At 62.5% G+C, this 19,470-nt stretch carries 19 protein-coding genes and 1 pseudogene; 10 read left to right on the forward strand and 10 right to left on the reverse strand.

Going from position 1 to position 19,470, the window contains the following annotated elements; genetic code table 11:
* A pseudogene (locus ACKAMS_RS32965) lies at positions 1 to 842 on the forward strand (pyridine nucleotide-disulfide oxidoreductase); the annotation flags it as partial.
* 109 nt (positions 843 to 951) lie between these two features.
* On the forward strand, positions 952 to 1,791 hold the full coding sequence (locus ACKAMS_RS32970; protein ID WP_241896091.1) for an amidohydrolase: 840 nt from the start codon (positions 952 to 954) through the stop codon (positions 1,789 to 1,791).
* Here ACKAMS_RS32970 and ACKAMS_RS32975 read toward each other — a convergent pair.
* The 6 genes from ACKAMS_RS32975 to ACKAMS_RS33000 form a co-directional block, all read right to left on the reverse strand.
* Positions 1,695 to 2,177: a DUF456 domain-containing protein gene (locus tag ACKAMS_RS32975; protein WP_019749482.1), complete on the reverse strand. Its 483-nt coding sequence runs from the start codon at positions 2,175 to 2,177 to the stop codon at positions 1,695 to 1,697. The two genes, ACKAMS_RS32970 and ACKAMS_RS32975, sit on opposite strands and share 97 nt — an antisense overlap.
* Positions 2,174 to 3,409 carry a formate-dependent phosphoribosylglycinamide formyltransferase gene (purT, locus tag ACKAMS_RS32980; protein WP_020906658.1) on the reverse strand — a complete coding sequence of 412 codons (1,236 nt, stop codon included), beginning with the start codon at positions 3,407 to 3,409 and terminating at the stop codon, positions 2,174 to 2,176. The genes ACKAMS_RS32975 and purT overlap by 4 nt, the downstream gene beginning before the upstream one ends.
* 40 nt (positions 3,410 to 3,449) lie before the next feature.
* Complete coding sequence (locus ACKAMS_RS32985; RefSeq protein ID WP_020906657.1) at positions 3,450 to 4,955, reverse strand: GGDEF domain-containing protein; 1,506 nt, start codon at positions 4,953 to 4,955, stop codon at positions 3,450 to 3,452.
* 240 nt (positions 4,956 to 5,195) lie between these two features.
* A complete protein-coding gene (locus ACKAMS_RS32990) occupies positions 5,196 to 5,342 on the reverse strand; it encodes a hypothetical protein (protein WP_003944356.1) in 147 nt (48 codons plus the stop codon).
* Between the two features lie 362 nt (positions 5,343 to 5,704).
* The gene (locus ACKAMS_RS32995) at positions 5,705 to 5,827 is read right to left on the reverse strand and encodes a hypothetical protein (protein ID WP_019749478.1); all 123 of its coding nucleotides are present in this window, start codon (positions 5,825 to 5,827) and stop codon (positions 5,705 to 5,707) included.
* A 210-nt stretch (positions 5,828 to 6,037) separates the two neighbouring features.
* Complete coding sequence (locus ACKAMS_RS33000) at positions 6,038 to 6,160, reverse strand: hypothetical protein (protein ID WP_003944443.1); 123 nt, start codon at positions 6,158 to 6,160, stop codon at positions 6,038 to 6,040.
* 319 nt (positions 6,161 to 6,479) lie between these two features.
* On the opposite strand from ACKAMS_RS33000, the gene ACKAMS_RS33005 reads away from it, so the two are divergent.
* The 3 genes from ACKAMS_RS33005 (at position 6,480) to ACKAMS_RS33015 (ending at position 11,484) form a co-directional block, all read left to right on the forward strand.
* The gene (locus tag ACKAMS_RS33005) at positions 6,480 to 8,213 is read left to right on the forward strand and encodes an ABC transporter ATP-binding protein (protein WP_141487616.1); all 1,734 of its coding nucleotides are present in this window, start codon (positions 6,480 to 6,482) and stop codon (positions 8,211 to 8,213) included.
* Complete coding sequence (locus tag ACKAMS_RS33010) at positions 8,210 to 10,276, forward strand: ABC transporter ATP-binding protein (RefSeq protein WP_020968821.1); 2,067 nt, start codon at positions 8,210 to 8,212, stop codon at positions 10,274 to 10,276. The genes ACKAMS_RS33005 and ACKAMS_RS33010 overlap by 4 nt, the downstream gene beginning before the upstream one ends.
* Before the next feature lie 107 nt (positions 10,277 to 10,383).
* Positions 10,384 to 11,484: a CaiB/BaiF CoA-transferase family protein gene (locus ACKAMS_RS33015; RefSeq protein WP_080910225.1), complete on the forward strand. Its 1,101-nt coding sequence runs from the start codon at positions 10,384 to 10,386 to the stop codon at positions 11,482 to 11,484.
* A 59-nt stretch (positions 11,485 to 11,543) separates the two neighbouring features.
* On the opposite strand, the gene ACKAMS_RS33020 is transcribed toward ACKAMS_RS33015, so the two are convergent.
* Together ACKAMS_RS33020 and ACKAMS_RS33025 are read right to left on the reverse strand one after the other, a co-directional pair.
* Positions 11,544 to 12,647: a bifunctional 2-polyprenyl-6-hydroxyphenol methylase/3-demethylubiquinol 3-O-methyltransferase UbiG gene (locus ACKAMS_RS33020; RefSeq protein ID WP_020906655.1), complete on the reverse strand. Its 1,104-nt coding sequence runs from the start codon at positions 12,645 to 12,647 to the stop codon at positions 11,544 to 11,546.
* 47 nt (positions 12,648 to 12,694) lie between these two features.
* Positions 12,695 to 14,170: a PLP-dependent aminotransferase family protein gene (locus ACKAMS_RS33025; protein ID WP_019749471.1), complete on the reverse strand. Its 1,476-nt coding sequence runs from the start codon at positions 14,168 to 14,170 to the stop codon at positions 12,695 to 12,697.
* A gap of 61 nt (positions 14,171 to 14,231) precedes the next feature.
* Between ACKAMS_RS33025 and ACKAMS_RS33030 the strand changes: the two genes are divergently transcribed.
* On the forward strand, positions 14,232 to 14,462 hold the full coding sequence (locus tag ACKAMS_RS33030; RefSeq protein ID WP_021343262.1) for a hypothetical protein: 231 nt from the start codon (positions 14,232 to 14,234) through the stop codon (positions 14,460 to 14,462).
* Between the two features lie 45 nt (positions 14,463 to 14,507).
* A complete protein-coding gene (locus ACKAMS_RS33035) occupies positions 14,508 to 14,978 on the forward strand; it encodes a 5' nucleotidase, NT5C type (protein WP_408990073.1) in 471 nt (156 codons plus the stop codon).
* 51 nt (positions 14,979 to 15,029) lie between these two features.
* On the opposite strand, the gene ACKAMS_RS33040 is transcribed toward ACKAMS_RS33035, so the two are convergent.
* Positions 15,030 to 16,319, reverse strand: coding sequence for an adenylosuccinate synthase (locus ACKAMS_RS33040; protein WP_003944351.1), 1,290 nt, complete (start codon positions 16,317 to 16,319; stop codon positions 15,030 to 15,032).
* A 283-nt stretch (positions 16,320 to 16,602) separates the two neighbouring features.
* Between ACKAMS_RS33040 and ACKAMS_RS33045 the strand changes: the two genes are divergently transcribed.
* The 3 genes from ACKAMS_RS33045 (at position 16,603) to ACKAMS_RS33055 (ending at position 18,603) form a co-directional block, all read left to right on the forward strand.
* Positions 16,603 to 17,277 carry a hypothetical protein gene (locus ACKAMS_RS33045; RefSeq protein ID WP_408990074.1) on the forward strand — a complete coding sequence of 225 codons (675 nt, stop codon included), beginning with the start codon at positions 16,603 to 16,605 and terminating at the stop codon, positions 17,275 to 17,277.
* Positions 17,274 to 18,044: a site-2 protease family protein gene (locus tag ACKAMS_RS33050; RefSeq protein WP_003944319.1), complete on the forward strand. Its 771-nt coding sequence runs from the start codon at positions 17,274 to 17,276 to the stop codon at positions 18,042 to 18,044. The genes ACKAMS_RS33045 and ACKAMS_RS33050 overlap by 4 nt, the downstream gene beginning before the upstream one ends.
* A 70-nt stretch (positions 18,045 to 18,114) precedes the next feature.
* Positions 18,115 to 18,603, forward strand: a complete 489-nt coding sequence (locus ACKAMS_RS33055; protein ID WP_020968817.1) for a GNAT family N-acetyltransferase — start codon at positions 18,115 to 18,117, stop codon at positions 18,601 to 18,603.
* A gap of 97 nt (positions 18,604 to 18,700) precedes the next feature.
* On the opposite strand, the gene ACKAMS_RS33060 is transcribed toward ACKAMS_RS33055, so the two are convergent.
* Positions 18,701 to 19,470: DUF222 domain-containing protein (locus ACKAMS_RS33060; RefSeq protein ID WP_408990075.1), on the reverse strand; the 770-nt coding region annotated here is incomplete at its 5' end.

Genomic DNA, 19,470 nt, shown 5'->3' on the forward strand with positions numbered 1-19,470 from the left:
ACGAGGGCCTCAAGAACAACAAGGCCGTCGAGGTTCACGTCTTCGGACGCCGCGGCCCGGCCCAGGCCAAGTTCACGCCTCTCGAACTGCGTGAACTCGACCACTCGCCGACCATCGAGGTCATCGTCGACCCCGAGGACATCGACTACGACGAGGGTTCCGAGCAGGCTCGCCGCAACTCCAAGCAGGTCGACATGGTTGCGAATACGCTGCAGGACTGGGCAATTCGCGACGTCGGAGCCCGTCCCCACAAACTGTTCCTGCACTTCTTCGAATCTCCCACGGAGATCCTCGGTGAAGACGGCAAGGTCGTCGGCCTGCGCACCGAGCGCACTCAGCTCGACGGCACCGGCAACGTCAAGGGCACCGGCACGTACAAGGACTGGGATGTCCAGGCCGTGTACCGCGCCGTCGGTTACCTCTCGCAGAACGTCACGCAGCTGCCGTTCGACGACCAGGCGGGCACTGTCCCCAACGACGCCGGACGCGTCGTCGCCGACGACAACGCCGAGGGCGCAGCCCGGTTCATGCCGGCCACCTACGTCACCGGCTGGATCAAGCGCGGCCCCGTCGGCCTCATCGGCCACACGAAGGGTGACGCCAACGAAACCGTCGCGAATCTTCTCGAGGATTCCGTCGGCTTCGCCGGCGCTGCGAACCCCGACGAGAACGCCGTCATCGAGTTCCTCGAAGGCAAGCAGGTGCCGTACACGACCTGGCAGGGCTGGTACCGCCTCGACGCGCACGAGCGCAGCCTGGGCGAGCCCGAAGGCCGTGAGCGCATCAAGGTCGTCGAGCGTCACGACATGCTGAAGGCATCCGAGCCCGACCGCGCGAACTGAGTGCGCAGAAGTAACTGAACAGAAACCCTCCACCGGCCCGACGCGACCCAGGTCACATCGGGCCGGTGGTGTGTGCGGGGACCCAGGGCAACAGGGCAAAATAGACCCCGTGTTTGACGCCCACGTGCATATCATCGACCCGCGCTTCCCGCTGGTCGAGAATCACGGGTACCTGCCTGAGCCCTTCACCGTGGCCGATTACCGGGCCCGGCTTGCCTCACTGAAGGGCCTGAGTGTTGACGGCGGCGCTGTGGTGACCGCGTCGTACCAGGGCAATGACCAGGAATACCTGAAAGCCGCCTTGTCCGAGCTCGGCGAAGGCTGGGTGGGCGTCACTGCTTTGCCGCTCGATGCGACGGATGAAGACATCGTTGCGCTGGACGCGCTGGGAGTGCGCGCCGTCCGATTCAATCTGCGCCGAGGCGCCACCGACCTGCGTCTACTCGCCGATCTCGCCAACCGCGCATTCGATCTGGTCGGCTGGCACGCCGAGTTCTACGTCGATGCCACGCTGTTGCTGTCGTTGGAACCCGTCTTCGCCAAATTGCCGGCGGTGAGCATCGACCACTTGGGAATGTCCACCCGCGGACTGCCGTATCTCCTCAACCTCGTCGACCGCGGGGTACGCGTCAAAGCCACCGGGTTCGGACGCACCACCATCTCCGACGTCGGCGACGTGCTTCGCCAGATCCACGCGGTCAACCCTGCTGCGCTGATGTTCGGCACCGATCTACCCGGCACACGGGCACGTCGAGCGTTCGAGGTCCACGACCTGGACGTGATCGCCGAAGCTGTCGGCGACGACCTGTCCGCGGTCATGTGCGACAACGCCCGCTCCTGGTACCGCTGCGCTCAAGTGAACGCGACGGCTCCCAGCCACAGCCCCGCCGCGATCAGCGCTCCGAACAGTTCCACCAACATGGACAATCCGACTGCCTTCACCGCGTGAAGCGTCGACGACCAGGCGATGTCGTAACGGCGCAGCCGCGCTAGTTCGGCGAAATACGTTCCGACGATGAATCCGAGGAACAAGCCCACGACCGGAATCACGAAGAACCCGATGATGCCGACGACGCCGCCGACCACCACCGACAGGTTGGGCACTCCCCCGGACTTCATCCGCTTGCCTGGCCAGGTGTACTTCACGATCCCGGTGACCACCAGTGCCAGCGTCGACAGCGCGAACACCGTCCACGCCGTCGCGCCACCGGTCATGATCGCCCACACCAGAATTGCACCGAAAACGAGAAGTGTCCCCGGAAGAATCGGAACGACGACACCGATCAGACCGACCAGGATGACCAGCCCGACGAGGACCTCGGCCACAGGACTCATCCGACGGGACGCACCTTCGACGCGGCCTCGCGAGCACGGGCGCGTGCAGTCGGCACATCGGCGGCCGTCGACACTGCAACACCCATGCGACGACGCGTGAAGCTCTCGGGCTTGCCGAAGAGCCGCAGGTCCGTCTCGGGAACCGAGAGTGCCTCGGCGACGCCGTCGAATCCGATCCCCTTGGCCTCCATTCCGCCGTAGATCACCGCCGATGCTCCCGGCACCGTGAGCGTCGTGTCGACCGGCAAGCCCAGGATCGCGCGGGCATGCAGCTCGAACTCCGAAAGTCTCTGCGTCCGCAGAGTCACCAATCCGGTGTCGTGCGGCCGTGGGCTCACTTCGGAGAAGAAGACGTCGTCGCCCTTCACGAATAGCTCGACACCGAAGATGCCTCGCCCGCCCAGAGCCGTGGTCACCTTCTCGGCGACGTCTCGGGCCGAGGCGAGGGCAACTGCGGACATCTGCTGCGGCTGCCACGATTCGATGTAGTCACCGGCCTCCTGCAGGTGCCCGATCGGCTCGCAGAACGACGTCTCGACCTGACCGCTCTCACCGACGGCGCGAACCGTCAATTGTGTTATCTCGTAATCGAAATCGACAAAACCCTCGACGATCACCCGGCCGTGATTCACACGACCTCCGGCCATCGCGTAATCCCATGCGGCGTCGAGATCTTCGGCGGATCGAACCGTCGACTGTCCCTTCCCCGACGAGGACATGACGGGCTTGATGACGCACGGGAAACCGATTCGGTCTGTCGCTGCCTGCACTTCGGCAAGCGAGTCCGCGAAAGCGTACGGCGAAGTGGGCAGGCCCAATTCCTCGGCCGCGAGCCGACGGATCCCCTCACGGTTCATCGTGAGCTGGGTGGCGCGGGCGGTCGGAATGACCACCGCGGCCCCGCGTTCTTCAACGAGTGCAAGCGCATCCGTCGCAATGGCCTCGATCTCGGGAACCACGAAGTGAGGCTTTTCCAACTCGATGACGGCAAGCAGCGCTTCCGGATCGGTCATGTCGACGGTGTGAGCACGATGAGCCACCTGGTGCCCAGGGGCATCGGGATACCGATCCACCGCAATCACTTCGACGCCAAGACGCTGCAACGCGATGACAACTTCCTTACCCAACTCGCCTGATCCCAACATCATCACGCGGATGGAGTTCTCGGTCAGGGGAGTTCCGAATCGGAGCGGAAGCGTCGGCAGGGGCGAAGGCGTCGAATCAAGCTGCATGGGTGCGACTATATGCCAATCCCGATGCAGGTCAGCGCGGTTATCGGCCGTCCACCACACCTTCGCGGCCAAATCCTCGCCTGATCGTTCGTGGTATGTCAGGTTTGCGATAGGTGCGGGTGGCCATATCCGGCTCGGAATTCCGTTGCGGCAATGCATCGTTGCCGAGCCGGCGCACTTTCACGAGGTTGCGCCCGGCGCGCTTGGCTTCGTACAGAGCCTCGTCCGCGACGCTCATGAGGGTGGTCAACGTCGGCGTCGCATGATCGACCCACGCGACGCCGACACTGACGGTGCTCGTCACTTCTGATTCGGCCGAGTACTCGACTTGCGCGCCGCGGACCGCCTCGGCCACATCGACTGCTCGCGCGTAGCTGCAGTCCGGAAGCAGAATGGCGAACTCCTCGCCGCCGAGCCTTCCGATCAGATCGCCGTCCGACAATCGGTCAGCGGCCCGTTCGGCGAAGTTCGCGAGAACGCTGTCACCGGTCATATGTCCATGCGTGTCGTTGATGCTCTTGAAGTGGTCCAGGTCGAGCATCAGCAGGCCGACCGGGGATTGTGTGCGGGCCGCGGCGGCAAGCTCCGATTCCGCATGCCCGAGAAACGCACCACGCGAGAGGACCCCGGTCAGATGGTCGAATTCGACAGCAAGGAAGAGCTCACGCTCGGCAGCGCGACGTTCCTCGGTCGCACAGGCAACCGCGATCGGCCCCAACGCGATCAGCGTGACGGCAATGGACGTGATGACGTCCTCGTTCCACGTCGAGGCAGCTTGATCTCCGATATCGAGTCGACCGCTTCCCGCCATCATGAGTGACCACACCGACCAGACCACTGAAACGAAGGCAGTGCTCGGAACCGAGATGCGAGTGGCGCACCACAGGAGAGCCGGAATCGGAAGGACCAGCGCGATCGGCCCTTCGATGCTGAGGGCGATCGGCACGCAGGCTGCAGTGGCGAGTAGCGGAACGCTCATAGCGGCGACGGTTTTGGCAGTCAGTTTGCTGCGGAACTCGGCAAGGCTCGACGGGATGGTGAGAGTGAGAATGAGAGGAAGGACCAGCAGGTACGCCATGACCTCGGTGGCACCCCAGTGGAAGAACGTGTCGGTAAAGGACTGACCGCGTAAGAGCCGGTCCAAGGCGCCGGCAGTGGCCGCGGTACCAGTCGCCGCGACGAACGAGACGAAGACCATCCACACCAGCGACTGCGAATCGACCAATCGGAACGGTGTGCGCTTCAAGTAGTACAGAACAAGAACACCGACTGTGACTCCGGCGAGGTTCGCCCCGTTCAACTGCACCGCAAGCGAGAGCGAGTTGCCGGTGATCAGGTCAGCGCAGACGTATCCGACAGCCGCAGCGATCCACGTCGGCCACTCGATCAGGACCGGCCATCTGACCATCATTCCCAGCAGAATGGCGTTGGCGCACCAGAATGTCGCGAGCAAACCTGGTGGGCGCGTGAGGATGCCGATCAACGAAGCCGCAAGTACAACGGCCAGCACTAGGAGAAGGCGCAGAAAGCGACTCGTCCCTACCATGCGTCACCTCGCGGTCGGCTACCTCTGAATTCGGGAGCACCGGACGTCGCGGTGACCGTATGCCGATGTCGTCGAACCATCGTACGCAGGTGCTGCCACTCACAGTTCTGTGTTCACACGCCAAAACGGCAACTACGAAAATCTCCGCAAACGCGGGTGCCCTCCGGCCACGACAGTGGACAGAGGGCACCTGCATGCAATCCGATTGGCAGAGCCGAATGGACCTGCCGGAAGGGATGACTACTCGGCGGATCCGCTGGACAGACCCGAGAGTGAACCGGTGGACGAGCCCTCGCCCTCGCCGGACAGCGATTCGGTGGGAACGGACTTGAGGAAAGCTCCGAGCGCGGTGAGCAGGGGTCCGAGGGTGCTGAGTGATCCGAACATAGGAGGTTCTCCTGTTTGTGAGGTGGTGTGATGTTCCAGCGCCATTCCGGCCGCAGGCGGTGGCCGAGATGGTTCGGGAACTTCTGCCGCGCGGATGGCTGAACCGCCCCCCGAACAACATCCCGAGCTGTGATGTAGCGCACTAACTTGGCGCTGCCTGCATTTATAGACTGACTGCCCACACTTGTCTAGCTACCGAATAGCTACCAACTTGAACTGTCGGTAACACCTTCTGACATAATTGCAGTTCAGAGGCCAAATAGACGGTTCGAAATATCCTATAATGTGATTTAGCTCACAATTGAAATGCAAAAAGTGTGGCCCGCAGACAACCGCGAGCCACACTTTCGGACAAACGGGACTTACTTGTCAGCCGCCGATCCTGTGCCCGGGGTGAGCGAGCCACCACCGAGTGCCGTGAACAGGTCCTTGAGTACCGGAATGAACGTCTTGACGACGCCGCTGAAGTCTTCGAATGAACCCATGTCGGGCCTCCTTATGTCGGGATGCAGTTGAAATGAAGTGGGGACCGAGAATTACTCGGCAGTGGAACCAGCCGAACCCGAGCCGTCCGCCGATCCCGCGTTCAACTTGGTCACGAATGCGAGAACGCTCTTGAGGAAGGCGTCGAGATTCTGAATTGAGGTCATGCGACTACTCCTGTGTTGTTTCGGAAGAATTGTTGTGGTCGAACGTCAGGAGTTCGAGCTCGCGGTGTCCAGCCCCTGAAGGGTCTTGAGCATGTTGACCAGGGGAAGAAGCTGGAGAATGCCCCAGCCCATGCCGTTGGCCTTGAGAAGGTTTCCGAGGGATCCCATGTGTGACTCCTTGCATGAATATCTATGACGCGGCGCACGTTTTGTTCGCTCCGCCTCTTTGTAGCCAAGCTAAATACGTACGTCCAGTTTGTTTCTATCCAAAAGGACCGTGACATATTGGAGCAATGTGTAAACCAGCAGTTCAGGCCCTGTGACCTGAAACCAATATCGAATTCAAGTGTGTTGGACATCACATTCGATTTGGACAAATGGATGCAATCGTCAGAGTCGGTGCCAACCTCGACCACGATCTGTCATACCGTGTGCTTGTGATCAATCGCGAACGAGCGGCAACCGAAGCAACTCACCGGGAACCGTCGTGCTAGCAAAACTCCTCAAGGCGTACCTGCCGCCGTACCGCTGGTTGCTTGCCGGGGTCCTCGCACTTCAACTCTTCGGGGCCATCGCGTCGTTAGTCCTCCCCACGCTCAACGCTCGGATCATCGACGACGGTGTCGCCCGAGGCGACACCGGATTCATCATGTCCACCGGCGGGATCATGCTGCTGGTCTCGCTTGCGTCGATCATCGCGTCGGTCGCGTCGACCTATCTGGCGGCAAAATCGTCGATGGGCTTCGGCCACGACGTTCGAGGCGCCTTTTACAAGGCCGTCGGCAGCTTCTCTGATCGCGAATTCAACAGTTTCGGTGCGCCGACGCTGATCACACGGAACACCAACGACGTCCTGCAGATCCAGGCCCTGGTCATGCTGACGTCCTCGATGCTCGTCAGCGCCCCACTGATGTGTATCGGCGGCATCATCATGGCGCTGCGCGAGAACCTGCAGATGTCCTGGCTCCTGACGATTTCGGTACCACTGCTCGGCATCACCGTCTCGGTCGTGGTGGCCAAGCTGATCCCGCATTTCCGGACGATGCAGACGCGGATCGACAACATCAATCGATCACTGCGCGAACAGCTCACCGGTATGCGTGTCATTCGCGCCTTCGTTCGAGAACCCGACGAGACGATCCGCTTCGACAAAGCCAACAAGGAACTGACCGACACCTCGCTCCTCATCGGTCGCTACCAGGCGGTTCTGCTGCCCACCGTCATGTTGATCGCCAACCTGTCGAGCGTCGCGGTGCTGTGGTTCGGCGCGCATCTGGTCGATACCGGAGACATGCAGATCGGCCAGATCAGCGCCTTCCTCGCCTACGTCATGCAGATCCTGATGTCCGTGGTCATGGCGACCATGTTGGCCGTCGTGATCCCCCGCGCGGCCGTGTGTGCCGACCGCATCACCGAGGTACTCGACACCGAGCCGACCGTGCCCGCACCGGCCCAGCCCCTTCGCCCGACCAGCCCCTACGGCGTTGTCGAGTTCGGTGGAGCCGGATTCACGTATCCGGGAGCCGAAACGCCGGTCCTGTCGAATGTCTCGATGCGATGCATGCCAGGAACGGTCACCGCGATCGTTGGCAGTACCGGTAGTGGCAAATCGACCCTCGTCTCACTCATCCCCCGACTGTTCGACGTCACGGCCGGCGCCGTCCTGGTCGACGGCTTGGACGTGCGTGGCTGGGATCAAGACGAACTCTTCGCCAACTTCGGATACGTGCCCCAGAAGGCGTACCTGTTCGCCGGCACGATCGCGAGCAACATCCGCTACGGAAACCCGACCGCCACCGACGACGACATCTGGGCAGCCCTCACCATCGCCCAGGCAGACGACTTCGTCCGGGAACTGTCCGACGGTCTCGAGTCTCCGATCGCGCAGGGCGGCGGCAATCTCTCGGGCGGACAGAAACAACGTCTCGCCATCGCCAGAGCTGTGGTCCGCAGACCCCGGATCTTCGTCTTCGACGATTCGTTCTCCGCACTCGACATGCACACCGACGCCGCGGTCCGACGCGAACTCAGCACGGTCTCGACTCATTCGACGGTCATCATCGTCGCGCAGCGCGTCGCGTCCATCATCGATGCCGACCAGATCATGGTCCTCGAAGACGGCGCTCCGGTCGGTCTCGGCGATCATCAGTTCCTCCTGGCCAACTGTCCGACGTACCAAGAGATCGTGGCTTCCCAGATTCCCGCGGAGATGAGCGCATGACCAGCCCGCAGGACCCGACGTGGGGCAGCCCCAACAGCCAGTACTTCGACGATGCCCCGACGGTGGTGTTCGCCAAGATCCCGAGCGAACCTGAATCCGCGGACGGGGATGCGAAGTCGAGTAACCCCGAGAAGCCCGACAAAGAGCCGAAGCCCGCGCTGACCGCGACGGACACCAAACCTCGCCACTTCAAGGCGACGATGAAGCGGCTTCTCTCGCTTCTGCAGCCACACAAGTTTGCGGTCGTCTGTGTCGTCGTTGCGACGATCGCCAGCATCGCGCTCTCCGTCGCGGTGCCGAAGATCCTCGGTCACGCGACAGACCTCATCTTCGCCGGGTTCATCGGCAAGAGCCTGCCCGCCGGACTGACCCGCGATCAGGCAGCAGAGGCGATCCGCGCATCAGGAAATTCGACGTTCGCCGACCTCGTCGCCAACTCGACCGACGTCGTTCCCGGTGTAGGTCTGAACTTCGACGCCATCGGCAAAGTCGTCATGCTCGCGATCGTCGTGTACTTGCTCTCGTCGCTACTTGCCTGGTTGGAAGCATTCCTCCTCAACATCATCGTCCAGAAGACCATCTACAACCTGCGTGCATCGGTCGAGGCGAAGCTTCACCGTCTCCCCCTTCCATACTTCGACAAGACGCCGCGCGGCGAGATCCTCAGCCGCGTCACCAACGACATCGACAACATCTCGTCGACGTTGTCGTCGACGTTGACCTCGCTCCTGACGTCGGTGCTCACCGTCCTCGGCGTCCTGACGATGATGTTCGTCATCTCTCCGATGCTCGCCCTGATCGCACTGATCGCGGTGCCGGTATCGGTGCTCCTCGTTGCCAGGGTCGCCAAGCGTGCACAGGTGTTGTACAAGGCTCAGTGGACCGAGACGGGCAAGATCAACGCACAGATCGAAGAGAACTACAGCGGTCGCGACCTGGTACGCGTGTACGGGCATCAGGCCGAAGCCGAGCGTGAATTCGCCGAGCAGAACAAGAAACTCCTCGACGCGTCCTTCGGCGCACAGTTCCTCTCCAGCCTGATCATGCCGGTCATGAACTTCGTCGGAAACATCACCTACGTGCTGCTCGCTGTGGTCGGCGCACTCAAGGTCGCCAGCGGCAACATGTCACTCGGTGACGTTCAGGCGTTCATCGTCTATTCGCGCCAGTTCAGCCAACCACTCACGCAGATCGCGTCCATGTCGACGAGCCTGCAGTCCGGAGCAGCGTCGGCCGAGCGGGTCTTCGAGCTTCTCGACGAACCCGAGCAGTCGCCCGACATCGACGTGCCACTAATGCCCGAGCCTGCCGGACGCCATCGCAACGTCGGACACATCGAGTTCGAGAACGTCTCGTTCCGCTACGAGCCGGACAAGCCGTTGATCGAGAACGTGTACCTGACGGCTCGGCCCGGGCAGATGGTCGCCATCGTCGGACCCACCGGTGCCGGCAAGACCACCTTGGTCAACCTGCTCATGCGCTTCTACGAAGTCGACTCGGGCCGAATCACTCTCGACGACGTCGACATCTCGCAGATGCGCCGCTCCGACTTGCGCAAGCACGTCGGCATGGTCCTGCAGGACACCTGGCTCTTCGGCGGAACGATCCGCGACAACATCGCGTACGGCCGGCTCGACGCCAGTGAATACGAGATCCACGAAGCCGCACGCGCTGCCTTCGTCGACCGCTTCATCCACACGCTCCCGGACGGGTACGACACCGTGCTGGACGAGGAGGCATCGAACATCAGCTCCGGCGAGAAGCAGCTCATCACGATTGCCCGAGCATTCCTGTCGGAGCCGTCGCTGCTGATTCTCGACGAGGCGACCAGCTCGGTCGATACACGTACGGAACAGCTTGTGCAGCAAGCAATGTCCGCGTTGCGCGTCGGGCGCACCAGCTTCATCATCGCGCACCGGCTCTCCACCATCCGTAACGCCGATCTGATCGTCGTGATGGAGGCGGGCAAGATCGTCGAGCAGGGCACACACGACGAACTCATCGCAGCGGCGGGCGCGTACTTCCGTCTATACAACGCTCAGTTCGAGGGTGCCGCCGTCTAGTGATCGGCGCCTCCCTCGGCGGACACAGTGCCCCGGAGCACACCTGACCGATTCGACACGTTACCGTCGAGTCAGGAGTGTTGTCACCGTCTGAATTGGGAGTGCGTGTGTCTGCAGAAGCTGTGGAGAAGAAGGGCCCGCTCGCGGGCATTCGGATCGTGGAATTCGCTGGATTGGGACCGGGCCCGCACGCCGCGACGCTTTTGGCGGACATGGGCGCCGACATCGTCATCGTGCAGCGCGCAGGGCAGATTCCGCAGGACTCGAACGCAACCGACCAGATCAAGCGCGGCCGCCGCATCGTCGAGGCCAACCTGAAGGATCCGGCCGACGTCGCCAAGGTTCTCGATCTCCTGGGCCGCGCCGACGTCCTCATCGAGGGCTTCCGCCCCGGCGTCATGGAACGCATGGGACTCGGACCCGACGTGGTGTCGGAGCGCAATCCGCGCCTCGTTTACGCCCGTATGACGGGCTGGGGACAGGAAGGACCGCTCGCCAACGCCGCCGGTCACGACATCAACTACATCTCACTGACCGGTGTCCTCAACGCCATCGGACGCAAGGGTGAACGCCCCGTCCCGCCGCTCAACATGGTCGGCGATTTCGGCGGCGGTTCCATGTTCCTGATCTTCGGCATTCTGTCGGCTCTCGTCGAGCGCTCGACGTCCGGTAAGGGCCAGGTCGTCGACGCGGCGATGGTCGACGGAACCCTCGCGCTCTCGCACATGATGTGGGCATTCCGCGGTCGCGGCGTCTGGTCCGACGAGCGCGGCGTCAACCTCCTCGACACCGGCGCTCCGTTCTACGACACCTACGAGACCTCCGACGGCAAGTACATGGCCGTCGGATCCATCGAACCGCAGTTCTACGCATTGTTGCTCGAGGGCCTCGAACTCGATCCCGCGACGCTCCCTCACCAGATGGACACGTCCAAGTGGGACGACATGAAGACGCTCTTCACCGAAAAGTTCTTGTCCAAGACTCGCGACGAGTGGGCCAAGATCTTCCTCGGCACCGACGCCTGTGTCTCCCCTGTCCTGACTTTCGCCGAGGCTCCGTCCAACGAACACATCGCGGCCCGCGGTTCGCTCATCGAACTCGACGGCGTCACTCAGCATGCTCCCGCACCGCGCTTCTCGCGCACGCCCACCACGACGCCTGCTGCGCCGGCGCGTGAGGCGACGGATATCGACACGGTCTGGACCTAGGGCCTTCGGCCCCGTGCGCGGTTAAGGAGCCTCAGGACTCTCTAACCACGCACGGGGCGTCAGCCCAACCTGTAGAACCTGAACATCTCGTGCTCGATCGGGAGCACGTCAACCCGCTCGAAACCGGCCGCCTTGGCATAGCTTTCGAGTGTCGAGTGCCTCATCACCGTCCCGGTGGCAACGCTCCCCGGATGCGACAGGCTGTCCGGTAAGCAGCAGGTCAGCGAAAATCCGTACAGCAATTGCTCGATCGGACCCGCCTCGGGATCGAACACATCTGCCGTTCGTTCGTCCATGACGATCACCGGAGCGCCCGGCTGGGCAATCGCCCGAGCCGTGGACAGAAATCCCACCGGATCCGGAACGTCGTGAAGGCATTCGAAAGCGAAGACGGCATCGTAGGTCCCGGCATCGACTCGCCCGGCCTCAGGAGCCTGTCCGGCGACGTCGACCAACGAGAAATGTACTCGGTCGTCCACCCCACGATCGTGGGCGTTACGACGGGCAGCGTTCACCGATGCCGCGTCGACGTCGAAGCCGTGCACTTCGATCTTCGGGTATCCGAGGGCGAGCGCGATCGACGACCAGCCCTCCCCCATCCCGAGATCAGCGACCTGCCCGCCGCCGACAAGTATGGCGTGCAGGTCGGTGACTACCGGCAGGAACTGCTGACAGAGCTGCTGGAGATACATCGGCCGGTTCAGCAGCGCCTGGCCCTCGCGAGCATCGGGGCCCATCGATTCCCACGTGACTCCCCCGCCGTGACGATAAGCGTCGAGTAGACGCGGCATCGACGACGTTGTCGCGACGAACAGCCTCGCCAACGGCGCCAGGAAAAGCAGGTTCTCGTCGTCGACCAGAACATCGGCGTGGGCCTGCGGCAGGCTGTACCGGCGATCGGCATCCGAATTGACCTCCACATAACCGGCGACGGCCTGCTGCTCGAGCCACTCCCGCGCATACCTTTCGACGGTCCCGGTCCGGTCCGCCAGCTCCGTCGACGTGAGCGGGCCGTGATCGCTCAGCGCGCGGTACCAGCCCAGCCGGTCGCCCAGATACACAGCCTGCAGCTCCGACGCCCCGAGCGTGGCCGCGAACAATCGTTCTGCGAGCGCGTCCGCCGCACTGGTTCCCGCTGCGCCTGTACCGTCTACCGCCGTCATGCCCTACCTCCTGGTTTCACACCACTTTCAGGGTGTGTACCCAGTTCTCAGACGACGACCATTCGTTGGTCTGCCGTGTCGCGATCCGTCGCGAGGGTGTCGTACGCAGCGGCGATGGACGCGACGCCGCGAATGAGGTCCTCGGGAGAACGTGCGTACGGCACGCGGATGAATCGTTCGAACGCACCTTCGACGCCGAAACGGGGGCCGGCGGCAAGGAGTACACCGAAGTTGGGTGCCACCGCCGCCAACGCCGTCGAGACTGGCGCGGACATTCGCATCCACACCGACATTCCGCCGGAGCCGATGGTGGGACGCCAGTCCGGCAGATGCTCTGCCACTGCACCGAGGAGTACCGCACGCTGTTCTCGCAGAACTTCGCGACGCTGTTCGAGCAACGAGCGGTCGTCGGCGAGCAAGTAAGCGGCTGCCAACTGATCCATGACGGGAGTACCGAGGTCGACCGCGGCACGCGCCCCCACCAACTGGGTGATGAGCGCGGCATCGGCGCGAATCCAACCGACACGTAGCCCGCCCCACAGCGACTTCGCGGTCGAACCGAGCGTCACCACTTCGGTTTTCGCCGCGCCTCGCCCATGTGAGGCGACCGGTGCCGGCGGCGGTGCGTCGAGCCACAGGTCCACCATCGTCTCGTCGACGACCAGAGTCATTCGCGTTTCGTGCGCAATCTTCGCAAGCTCGGCGCGGCCGGAAGAGTCCATGCAGAGGCCGGTCGGGTTGTGAAAGTCGGGAATCAGGTACGCCATTCTGGCAGCGGTTTGCCTTGCTGCACTTCGAATCCCGTCGAGATCCCAGGCTCCGGCCGCCGCGAACTCCGGTCGGACCGGAACCGGTACGGGCCGAGCGCCGTTTCGCCGAATCGCTTCCAGCGCATTGGGGTACGTCGGATGATCGACCAGCACTCGCTCGCCGGGTGAGGTGAGCACCGACAGCAACAATCGAAGCGCGTGCTGCGCACCCGAGGTCACCATGATCTGTTCGGCGGTGGTGGGTAGACCCCGCGCCGTGTAGCGCTGCGCGATCACGTCACGCAAGTCGGCGATCCCGACCGGTTCCATCCCGTGCGTGGGCAGGAAGTTCGGAAGTTCCTGCAGCGCAGACGCATACGCCAGTTCGACCTGAGCGGCGGGAGCTGCCATCGCCGCGTAACTGAGGTCGACGACGGGCCCACTCGGCCCCGGTTGATGGGAGCGGAACATCAACCCGTTCGGCCGCGCGCCGGCGGGCAAAGCCACGGTGCTTCGCGAACCCTGCCGGCTGATCAGATACCCCTCGTCTCGCAGCACCGAGTACGACGACGTGATCGTGGTCCGACTGAGTTCGAGCACCGCCGCAAGTTCACGCTCACTCGGCAGTGCGACCCCCAGCGGAACGCGACCGTCGTGCACGAGCAGGCGGATACCGTCGGCAAGCGCACGGTACGCGGGCCTGCGCCCAGACTCTTCCTGCCAGGACCCCAGATCGCGCGCAAGCGAACGGGCACCGAGAACTCGAGTCATCATGCAGTCCAGTATCGACAACTTGGCTATGTAACTCAATACCAGTCGAGTTGATCATATGTCCATGACTACCTTCGCAACCCTGATCGGCATCGGACTCTTCGTGGCGCTCGTCTACTTCTTCGCGCCCGCCGAAGGTGAAGGTACTTACATTCGTTTGGAGCAGTTTCGCCTGGCAGCACCCCTCGGCGGCATCTTCCACGACAAGACTTCAGACCGCGAGATCAACTCTGTCAGACCTCCGTGCGATTGTGATCAAGGGGAAGAATTCACTGATCTCAGTCCAGTTGCGTAAAACTGGACTCTTTTCGCACTCAGAAAGTCTCCAGAGAGGGATTGCATGTCGGCTTCCAAAAAGATCCTCTACATCGATCTCGACAACACCTTGGTCAACTTCCAGTCGGGCATCGATCGCCTGACCGACGGCGTCCGGGAGAAGTACAAGAACGACCTCGACGAAGCGCCACACATCTTCTCTCGCATGGATCCTCTCGACGGTGCTATCGACGCCTACCACCAACTGGCGCAGCAGTTCGACACCTACATCCTCTCGACAGCGCCGTGGAAGAACGCCACAGCCTGGCACGACAAGGTTCTGTGGGTCCAAGAGCACCTCGGCATGGAGGAGGGCAGCGTCGCGTACAAACGTCTGATCCTCTCGCACCACAAGCACCTCAATCGAGGCGATTACCTCGTCGACGACCGCGGAGCAAACGGCGCAGATCGATTCGAGGGCGAGTGGATCAAGTTCGGCAGCACCGAGTTTCCCGACTGGAAGACCGTCACCGCACACTTGTCGAAGCTGGCTTGAAACACGAATCCCCGCTCCTGCTTGCAGGAGCGGGGATTTCGAGGGAACGAACTAGCGGACGATCTCGCGCCGGACGATCGTCTCGTCGCGGCCGGGACCGACACCGATGCAGGAGATGAACGCACCCGAAAGCTCTTCGAGCCGAAGCACGTAGTTCTGCGCATTCTGCGGCAGTTCCTCGAAGGTGCGAGCCTCCGAGATGTCCTCCCACCAGCCAGGCATCTCTTCGTAGATGGGCTTGGCGTGGTGAATGTCGCTCTGCGACATCGGCATTTCGTCGTGGCGGACACCGTCCACCTCGTACGCGACACAGATCGGCACGGTGTCGAGGCTGCTTAACACGTCCAGCTTGGTGAGGAAGTAGTCGGTGATGCCGTTGACGCGCGTCGCGTAACGCGCGATGACAGCGTCGAACCATCCCGTACGACGAGCGCGTCCGGTGGTGACACCGACCTCGCCGCCCTGCTTCGCCAGGTATGCGCCGTGATCGTCGAACAGCTCCGTCGGGAACGGACCGGAACCGACACGCGTCGTGTACGCCTTAAGGATTCCGAGCACCGTGGTGATCTTGGTGGGACCGATGCCCGAACCGACCGCCGCACCACCCGAGGTGGGGTTGGACGAGGTCACGTACGGGTACGTGCCGTGGTCGACGTCCAGCAGAGTGCCCTGCGAACCTTCGAGCAAGACGGTCTCGCCGCGCTCGAGGGCGAGGTTGAGCTCCAGGCGCGTGTCCGAGATGCGGTGCTTGAAACCCTCGGCCTGCGTCAGTACCTCTTCGACGACCTGCTGCGGGTCGAGTGCCTTGCGGTTGTAGATCTTGACCAGCACCTGGTTCTTGAATTCGAGTGCTGCTTCGACCTTCTGGGTCAGGATCTTCTCGTCCAGGACGTCCGCAGCACGGACACCGACACGGGCGATCTTGTCCTGGTAGCACGGGCCGATACCGCGGCCGGTCGTGCCGATCTTCTTCGCTCCCAGGAAGCGTTCGGTGACCTTGTCGATGGCCACGTGGTACGGCATGATCAGGTGCGCATCAGCAGAAAGCAGCAGGCGGGACGTGTCCACACCGCGCTCTTCCAAGCCTGCCAATTCAGTCAGCAACACACCCGGGTCGACGACGACACCGTTACCGATGACGTTGTTGACGGCGGGGGTGAGGATTCCGGACGGGATGAGGTGCAGTGCGAACTTGTCACCGTTCGGCAGAACCACGGTGTGTCCGGCGTTGTTACCGCCCTGGTATCGCACGACCCACTGAAGCTGCTCGCCCAGTAGATCTGTAGCTTTGCCCTTACCTTCGTCGCCCCACTGGGCGCCGATCAGGACGATTGCCGGCATGACGTTGTCTCCTACGGTCGACGTGCAGCAGTTGTCCCGCCGCATTGGTACTGCCTGGCTTCCGCGCACATGATGCAGCGCCGAACTGTTGCAGTGACCGAAGGAGCAGTCTAGCCCAGAGCACCAGACCAGACCTGACGGTCCAGAATTTGGCCGGTGACCATCACGATTGCGAGTCGACACAGAGACTCGCACTAAGATCGTCGGCAGTGATTCGGACGGCCATTTCGGGGAAGGGTGGCGAGGTCCCACTACCCGAGAAGAAGTCTTGATCGAGCTAGGAGTGGCTTTGACCCCTGTGGTGCTCAAATGTGGCGATTCGCCGGTTCCACTCCCCCTGGGTGAACTCACGTCGTTCACTGTCCCTGAACTTCCGGAGAAGCAGGACTTCGACGAGGCCCTGTCCCAACTGCAGGTCGTCACGGAGCCTCGCTTGATCGTCGTGGGTAACGACGGCGCGTTTGCCGCGGCATTGACACGGTTGATGCGACTGGAGCGACTCAACGTCGAACTCGCCTACGTCACCGAGAACAGGTCCGACGCAACCGACGCGTACAAACTCGCAACCGGTGCCCGGGCGGCGCGCACGGCGTTGAAAGGCACAGTCCACACCGTGCCGCTCATTCGCGACGACGCCGGAATCGCGCTGGTCGGTGCGGCAACTGTCACGGGTCCGGCCGATGCCGCCGAATTGATCGGCGAGGCGTACGTCGACGACAACAAGCTGTTCTCCGGCACAGTCCCCGGTATCCGGATTGTGCCGAGCCCCAAGCTCCCCGGGATCAAGGCATCGGTCGACCGCAAGAGCCGCTGGAGCGGGCGACGCTGGCTGGAAGGCCGAGCCATTCAGCTGGGCTCGCCGGCAGCGCATCTGGTTCGCGACGGGGTGTCCAACCCACGCGATCTCAAGCGCTCGACCTTCTACCGGCACGACAAGACTTGGTTGTTGGTCAGGTGAGAACCGGAGCAGCACGGTCGGCGGTTCGGCCGAGCCCCGTCTTCCTGGGCGTCGTTGCGATCACCGTCATCGCTGGAATTGTCGCTTGGAACTCAACGTGGGGTTCCATCGCGGGCCGCGCAGGTGTTTTTGTCCTCGTGGTCGCCGGCTGGGTAGTCACGCTGTGCTTGCACGAGTTCGCCCATGCATATCTGGCGTGGCGTCACGGAGACACCGACGTCGAGGCTCGTGGTTATCTGACGCTCAACCCGCTCAAGTACAGCCATCCGATGCTCTCGATCGGTCTGCCGGTGCTGTTCATCGCCTTGGGCGGCATCGGGCTTCCCGGCGGCGCCGTGTACCTGCGCACCGGGATGTTCCCGCCCAAGGTGCAGGCGCGAATATCGCTCGCCGGTCCGTTCACGAACGCCGTCGCCGCGGTAATTCTCCTCGTCGTCATACGTACGTACGGCTCATCGGCCGAGCATCTGACGTTCTGGGCCGGCCTCAGTTTCCTGGCCTTCTTGCAGGTCATGGCAACAGTTTTGAACCTGCTACCAGTCCCCGGTCTGGACGGTTACAACGCGCTGGAGCCCTACCTCGCGCCCAACACACGACACCAACTCGACCAGTTCAAGCCGTACGGACTGCTCCTGCTGGTTGCGCTCCTGTTTGTCCCGCAGATCAATGTCGTCTTCTTCGATGCGATCTACTGGATCTTCGAACTGAGCGGTGTGTCCGACTACTACGCCATGCTCGGTAACGCCCTCATGCGTTTTTGGACGTGATCGAGTGCACTGGAGGAGACTCGTGAGAGTCTGACATTTCAGACATTCATTCTTCTTCAGGAGAGCATCGATGATTGCGACGTCATTTCAGTCCGGCGGAGTGGAGTACACCCTCACGCGGGCCGAGATTCGACACGTGGAAGCACTGATCGACTTGCTCGCCGACGACCCGATCGGGAGCACCCGGGAGACGACCAACCCCGAGGCCCGAACGATCTACGAGGACGCATTCAAGCGAATCGACGAGGATCCGGCGCAACTACTCGTCACCGTTCTGGTCGGTGACGCAGTGATCGGCACCATGCAATTGACCTTCATTCCGGGTATGAGCCGAATGGGGGCGACACGACTGCAGATCGAAGCTGTTCGCGTCCACGAGGATTACCGGAGCAAGGGCATCGGCAGTTCGATGATCCGTTGGGCCTGCGAAGAAGGTGCCCGGCGCGGCGCGTTCCTGGCGCAGCTCACCTCGGATCAAACTCGCAAGGAAGCTCACGACTTCTACGAGCGACTCGGATTTGTCGCCTCCCACATCGGGTTCAAGAAGTCGCTGAGCTGACACACAGCCACCCAGCCAACCACCCAGACTCCCAAAGGCGGGCTCGAGCACCGGGGCATGGCGGTGCCCCGGTGCTCACGTCTCGAGTTGTTTCACTTCAGGCTGCTGTGGGTGGGCTGTTCCCGCCGATCGGCTGTTGATACGGGTCAACGGACATCGGCGGATAGAACACCGACTTCCGATCCGGGCCGATCTCCACCCGCCACTCCGTATGATGCAGCGTCCGATGATGATGACCGCACAACAAGATCAGATTGTCGAGATCCGTTGGGCCACCATCATTCCAGTGAACAATATGGTGAGCATCGCACCACCCCGAGGGTGTTCCGCACCCCGGAAATGCACACCCGCCATCACGAACCGCCAACGCCCGGCGCTGCGGAACAGTCGCCGTTCTCGCTTCCTTGCCGCAGTCGAGCGGAACACCGTTCTCATCCAACAAGATCCGCGTCACGGTGCAGTCGCACGCCAGCATCCGGGCAGTATCGATACTGATCGGCCCTACCCAATCGGTCCACGCGAACCCCAGCTCCTCGGTGGACGGCAGGAGGTCTTTCAACGCTTGGAGGTCCGTCATGTCTTTCGCCGATGCGGTGACCGTGATGTGTGGTTTCACGCCGCCTTCGACCGGGCCCAACCCCGCCCCCTCGTAACGGCGCAACAACTCGCAAAACCCGTCCGCCCGCCGTAATGCCGGAGTACGCGTGTCCTTCACGCCGTCCTTCTCCGGTGTCGGAGCGGACAGGCTCGACAGCAACGTGATCAGACGGTCCCCGTTCACAGCATCCAGATCACCCTTCACGGTCACTCTGCCGTACAAGCCTTTCGAGGCGTAGAACTCGTTGCGCTCCGAATCCTCGCCGACCG

Origin of the sequence: Rhodococcus sp. 5A-K4, from assembly GCF_046097995.1 — a bacterium.
In the GTDB taxonomy this organism is placed as follows: domain Bacteria; phylum Actinomycetota; class Actinomycetes; order Mycobacteriales; family Mycobacteriaceae; genus Rhodococcus_F; species Rhodococcus_F erythropolis.